General features: G+C 63.8%; 4 protein-coding genes. All 4 read right to left on the minus strand.

Going from position 1 to position 4,986, the window contains the following annotated elements; genetic code table 11:
• Window positions 1–204: 204 nt before the first annotated feature.
• A complete protein-coding gene (zapE, locus tag VGO12_RS12790; RefSeq protein WP_327513129.1) occupies window positions 205–1,359 on the minus strand; it encodes a cell division protein ZapE in 1,155 nt (384 codons plus the stop codon).
• A 59-nt stretch (window positions 1,360–1,418) separates the two neighbouring features.
• Window positions 1,419–1,964: a protease inhibitor Inh/omp19 family protein gene (locus tag VGO12_RS12795; protein WP_327513130.1), complete on the minus strand. Its 546-nt coding sequence runs from the start codon at window positions 1,962–1,964 to the stop codon at window positions 1,419–1,421.
• 309 nt (window positions 1,965–2,273) lie between these two features.
• Window positions 2,274–3,053: a succinate dehydrogenase iron-sulfur subunit gene (locus tag VGO12_RS12800; RefSeq protein ID WP_327495239.1), complete on the minus strand. Its 780-nt coding sequence runs from the start codon at window positions 3,051–3,053 to the stop codon at window positions 2,274–2,276.
• An 18-nt stretch (window positions 3,054–3,071) separates the two neighbouring features.
• Entirely contained in the window at window positions 3,072–4,913 is a 1,842-nt protein-coding gene (gene sdhA, locus VGO12_RS12805; RefSeq protein ID WP_327513131.1) for a succinate dehydrogenase flavoprotein subunit, read from the minus strand.
• Between the last annotated feature and the right edge of the window lie 73 nt (window positions 4,914–4,986).

The following is a 4,986-nucleotide window of genomic DNA, read 5'->3' on the forward strand; positions in this document are numbered from 1 at the left end:
GTGCGATCTTGTTGCGAGCCATGAAAGTGCTTCCTTTGTGATCCCAATATGATCGAGGCCTGAAACGCGGCAAACGCCAAACCTTCGCGGAAGCCATTAAACGGCAATCGTTAAAATATCAATCGATACTTTTTGGTGAAGGAATTTCAATCGGTTAGATCATAAAACTCTTACGTAAACGTAAGAATTTACGTCACGATTGCGTCACGAAACAGCGCCGTTTGCAGGGTGTGCAGCAGCATATTCCTCACTCTGCATCTCGATCAGGCGCGAAACCGTGCGGTCGAACTCGAAGCCCTCCGTGCCCTTCTTCAAGGTCAAAAGGTCCTGCGGCGCGGCCGCGGCCGAAGCAAACAGGCGAGCGCCGTTGTCGTAGAGGGTGTCGACCAGAAGGATGAAGCGCTTGGTCTCGTTGCGCATATGCGGACCGAGATGCGGCACGTGATCGACGAAGATCGTCGAATAGCGCTCGAGGATGGCGAGATAGTCCGCAGCCCCCAGAGGCTGCTGGCAAAGATCGGCGAACGCAAAGCGGGCGCTCTTGCCGGATGCAGCCGGCACGGGGATCTTGCGCCCCTTGCGCGGCACTTCAGCCGGGGCAACCGCGGCGTCGCGGGTCTCGTTTTCCCAGGCCCGCGCCATCGCCGCATCTGCTTCCGGTCCGAGCGGCGACAGCCACACCGGGCTGCCATCTGTCTTCGTCAGCCGGTAGTCGGTATCCGTGTCGAGCGAAATGACCTCGACATTCGCCTTCAGCAGGGCGACGAAGGGCAGGAACAGGCCGCGGTTGAGGCCGTCGCGATAGAGATCGTCCGGCGCGACGTTCGACGTCGCGACGAGCACGCAGCCCTTGGCGAAGAGCTCGCCGAACAGCCGCCCGAGGATCATCGCGTCGGCGATGTCGGTCACCGAGAACTCGTCGAAGCAGAGCAGCCGCGCCTCGCCGAAAAGCTCGGAGGCAACAGGCGGGATCGGGTCGGCCTGCTTGGTCTCACCGTTCTTCAGCTTCTGGCGGTGCTTGTAGATGCGCTCATGCACGTCGGCCATGAACTCATGGAAATGCGCGCGGCGCTTGCGCTGGATCGGAACCGTGTCGAAGAACAGGTCCATCAGCATCGTCTTGCCACGACCGACGCCGCCATGGATGTAGAGACCCTTGACCGGCGGATGGTCCTTCTTGCGCGAGGCGAACAGCCAGCCGAGCGCATTGGTCTTGCGCGACGGGCGGCTGGCAAGCAGCTCGGCCGAAAGATGATCAAAGCGTCGGGCGATCGAAAACTGTGCCGGATCGCGCTTGCGCTCGCCGCTTGCGACGAGCACTTCGAGCTTGCGGAGGATACTGTCGTCAGGATTGAGCACGTCTCACCCGAGAGGAGCCGGAAAACAAAAGCCCGGCACGAGACCGGGCTGGATTGGCGTCAGCGGCTGAGGCTGACCGGCTGACCGCCGTTGGTCGACCCGTCGAAACGGGCGTCGGCGGTCTTGTAGAGGCGGGCAATGGCGTTGCCGGCGCGATCCTTGAGCACCACCTGCTTGCCGGCCACTTCCCAGGACCCCATGGTCGTCAGTTCGCCGGCGCAGCCGCGCGTGCCGCCGCGCGAACCGGAGCCGAGATTGGTGAGCGTCAGGAACATGTCGCACGAAGCGCCGGCGCTGGAGACGCGCCAGTTTCCGACCATCGATTCCTTGGTGACATCGAGACCGCCGCCGGCCGCTGCAACCTGGGTGCCGGGCTGCTGAACCGCGCCGCCGGCAACCGCCGTGCCGCTCGTCGGTGCAGCCGGGAATTGCGAGGTGTTGCCGCTCGGCGCCGGAAGCTGGTTGGACGAAACCGACGGAACGGGTGCCGCCTGGATGGGAGCGGGCGAGGCGTCCTGGGAGCTGAAACCACCCATCGACGTCCGTTGGCATCCGGTCAGCGCAAGCACAACCGCCAGCCCCGCCGCCGCATGAATTACCCGCATATCCCTACTCCTGTTCGTGTCGCGAACCATGATGCAACGCGATAATATAGGCCGAAATACAGCAAATCCACCTGACAAATCAAGGGAGGACGAATCCTTGCGACCTGTTGCAGGATTGAAACGTCGATCGAGCGAAACGGAGCGACGCCGGTCGCGCCGCAGGGGATCGCCGGCAAGGCCACAGCTCAGCCTTCCGCGCAGGCTACAATCGAGGATTGCTCCGGCCTCTGACCGGACTTGCCTTGCCTTGCCACAACGGAAAACGGCGGGCATCGCCCGCCGTCCCGAAACCGAAATCGGCCCGAAAGATCAGACGCGGCGCTCGACCAGCATCTTCTTGATCTCGCCGATCGCCTTCGCCGGGTTGAGACCCTTCGGACAGGCCTGGGCGCAGTTCATGATCGTGTGGCAACGGTAGAGGCGGAACGGATCCTCGAGATTGTCGAGACGTTCGCCGGTCGCTTCGTCGCGGCTATCGATCAGCCAGCGATAGGCCTGCAGCAGGACGGCCGGGCCGAGGTAGCGGTCACCGTTCCACCAGTAGCTCGGACAGGAGGTCGAGCAGCAGGCGCACAGAATGCATTCGTAGAGGCCGTCGAGCTTGAGGCGGTCCTCGTGGCTCTGCTTCCATTCCTTGGCCGGCGTCGGCGTCACCGTCTTCAGCCAGGGCTCGATCGAGCGGTGCTGGGCGTAGAAGTTGGTGAGGTCGGGAACCAGATCCTTGACGACGGGCATGTGCGGCAGCGGATAGACCTTCACCGCCCCCTTCACCTCGTCCATGCCCTTGGTGCAGGCGAGCGTGTTGGTGCCGTCGATGTTCATGGCGCAGGAGCCGCAGATGCCTTCGCGGCAGGAGCGGCGCAGGGTCAGCGTCGGGTCGATCTTGTTCTTGATGTAGAGCAGACCATCGAGCACCATCGGGCCGCAATCGTCGACGTCGATGTAGAAGGTGTCGATGCGCGGATTGGCGCCGTCATCCGGGTTCCAGCGGTAGATGCGGTATTCGCGAACGTTGGTCGCGCCGGCAGGCTTCGGCCAGACCTTGCCTTCCGTCATCTGCGAATTCTTGGGGAGAGCGAGTTCAACCATGTGGCTTGTTCCTCAAGATCAATAGACGCGGGCCTTCGGCTCGATCTTCTTGGGATCGATGCCGTCGGCGATCAGGTCGGTATGGACAGGGCGGTAGTCGAGCTTGACGTCGCCTGCTTCGTTCACCCAGGCAAGCGTATGCTTGCGCCAGTTGACGTCGTCACGGCCGCCGAGCGCGCCCTCGGTGAAGTCCTCGCGGGCGTGCGAACCACGGCTCTCCTTGCGCGCCTCGGCGCCGTAGATCGTGGTGATGGCGTTCGCCATGAGGTTTTCGAGTTCGAGCGTCTCGACGAGGTCGGAGTTCCAGATCATCGAACGGTCGGTGACCTTGATGTCGGGCAGTTCCTTCCAGATCGCCGAGATGCGCTTGCAGCCCGATTCCAGCGATTCCTGGGTGCGGAACACGGCCGCGTCTTCCTGCATGGCGCGCTGCATCTTTTCGCGCAGCACTGCCGTCGGCGTCGAGCCGTTGGCGTTCCGCAGGCGGTCGAAGCGGTCCATGATGCGGTCGCAGGCGGCCTTGTTGACCTCCGGCACCGCCTCGTTGCGGTCGATGACCTGGCCGGCGCGGATGGCGGCGGCGCGGCCGAAGACCACGAGGTCGATCAGCGAGTTGGAGCCGAGGCGGTTGGCGCCGTGCACCGAGGCGCAGCCGGCTTCGCCGACGGCCATCAGGCCGGGCGCGATGCGCTCGGGGTTCTGGCTGTCGGCGTTCAGGACTTCGCCCCAGTAGTTGGTCGGCACGCCGCCCATGTTGTAGTGCACCGTCGGCAGAACCGGGATCGGCTCGCGGGTCACGTCGACGCCGGCAAAGATCTTCGCCGATTCCGAGATGCCCGGCAGGCGCTCATGCAGCACGGCCGGATCCAGGTGGTCGAGGTGCAGGAAGATGTGGTCCTTGTTCTTGCCGACGCCGCGGCCTTCGCGGATTTCCATCGTCATGCAGCGCGAGACGACGTCGCGCGACGCAAGGTCCTTGGCCGACGGCGCGTAGCGCTCCATGAAGCGCTCGCCCTCGGAATTGACGAGATAGCCGCCTTCTCCGCGAGCACCCTCGGTGATCAGGCAGCCGGCGCCGTAGATGCCAGTCGGGTGGAACTGGACGAATTCCATGTCTTGCAACGGCAGGCCGGCGCGCGCGATCATGCCGCCGCCGTCGCCGGTGCAGGTGTGCGCCGAGGTCGCCGAGAAGTAGGCGCGGCCATAACCGCCGGTCGCCAGCACCACCATCTTGGCGGAGAAGCGGTGGATCGTGCCGTCGTCGAGGTTCCAGGCGACGACGCCGGTGCAGCGGCCATCGTCCGACATGATCAGGTCGAGCGCGAAATACTCGATGAAGAACTCGGCGTTGTTCCTGAGCGACTGGCCGTAGAGCGTGTGCAGGATGGCGTGACCGGTGCGGTCGGCGGCAGCACAGGTGCGCTGGACCGGCGGGCCTTCGCCGTAGTTCTGCATGTGGCCGCCGAACGGCCGCTGGTAGATCTTGCCCTCGGCATTGCGCGAGAACGGCACGCCGTAATGTTCGAGCTCATAGACCGCCTTCGGCGCTTCCATGGCGAGATACTGCATGGCGTCGACGTCGCCGAGCCAGTCGGAACCCTTGACGGTGTCGTAAAGGTGCCACTGCCAGCTGTCCGGCGTCATGTTCTGCAGCGAAGCGGCGATACCGCCCTGGGCGGCAACCGTGTGCGAGCGGGTCGGGAAGACCTTGGTGATGCAGGCGGTCTTCAGGCCCTGCTCGGCCATGCCGAGGGTCGCGCGCAAGCCAGCGCCGCCGGCGCCGACGACGACGACGTCGAAGGCGTGATCGACATATTGATAGGCCTTGCCGTTTGCAGCGGGTGAACTGTTCGATGCCATGGCGAAATTACCCTGCAAAAGCGATCTTCAGGATGGCGAAGAGACAGAGCCCGCCAACTGCGATCGTGAAAAA

Origin of the sequence: Ensifer sp. (assembly GCF_035999135.1) — a bacterium.
Classification (GTDB): domain Bacteria; phylum Pseudomonadota; class Alphaproteobacteria; order Rhizobiales; family Rhizobiaceae; genus Ensifer.

Bases quoted from the DNA above. Each gene is read 5' to 3' on its own strand.
- sdhA (WP_327513131.1), bottom strand. From the start codon at position 4,913: ATGGCATCGAACAGTTCACCCGCTGCAAACGGCAAGGCCTATCAATAT.
- VGO12_RS12795 (WP_327513130.1), bottom strand. From the start codon at position 1,964: ATGCGGGTAATTCATGCGGCGGCGGGGCTGGCGGTTGTGCTTGCGCTG.
- VGO12_RS12800 (WP_327495239.1), bottom strand. From the start codon at position 3,053: ATGGTTGAACTCGCTCTCCCCAAGAATTCGCAGATGACGGAAGGCAAG.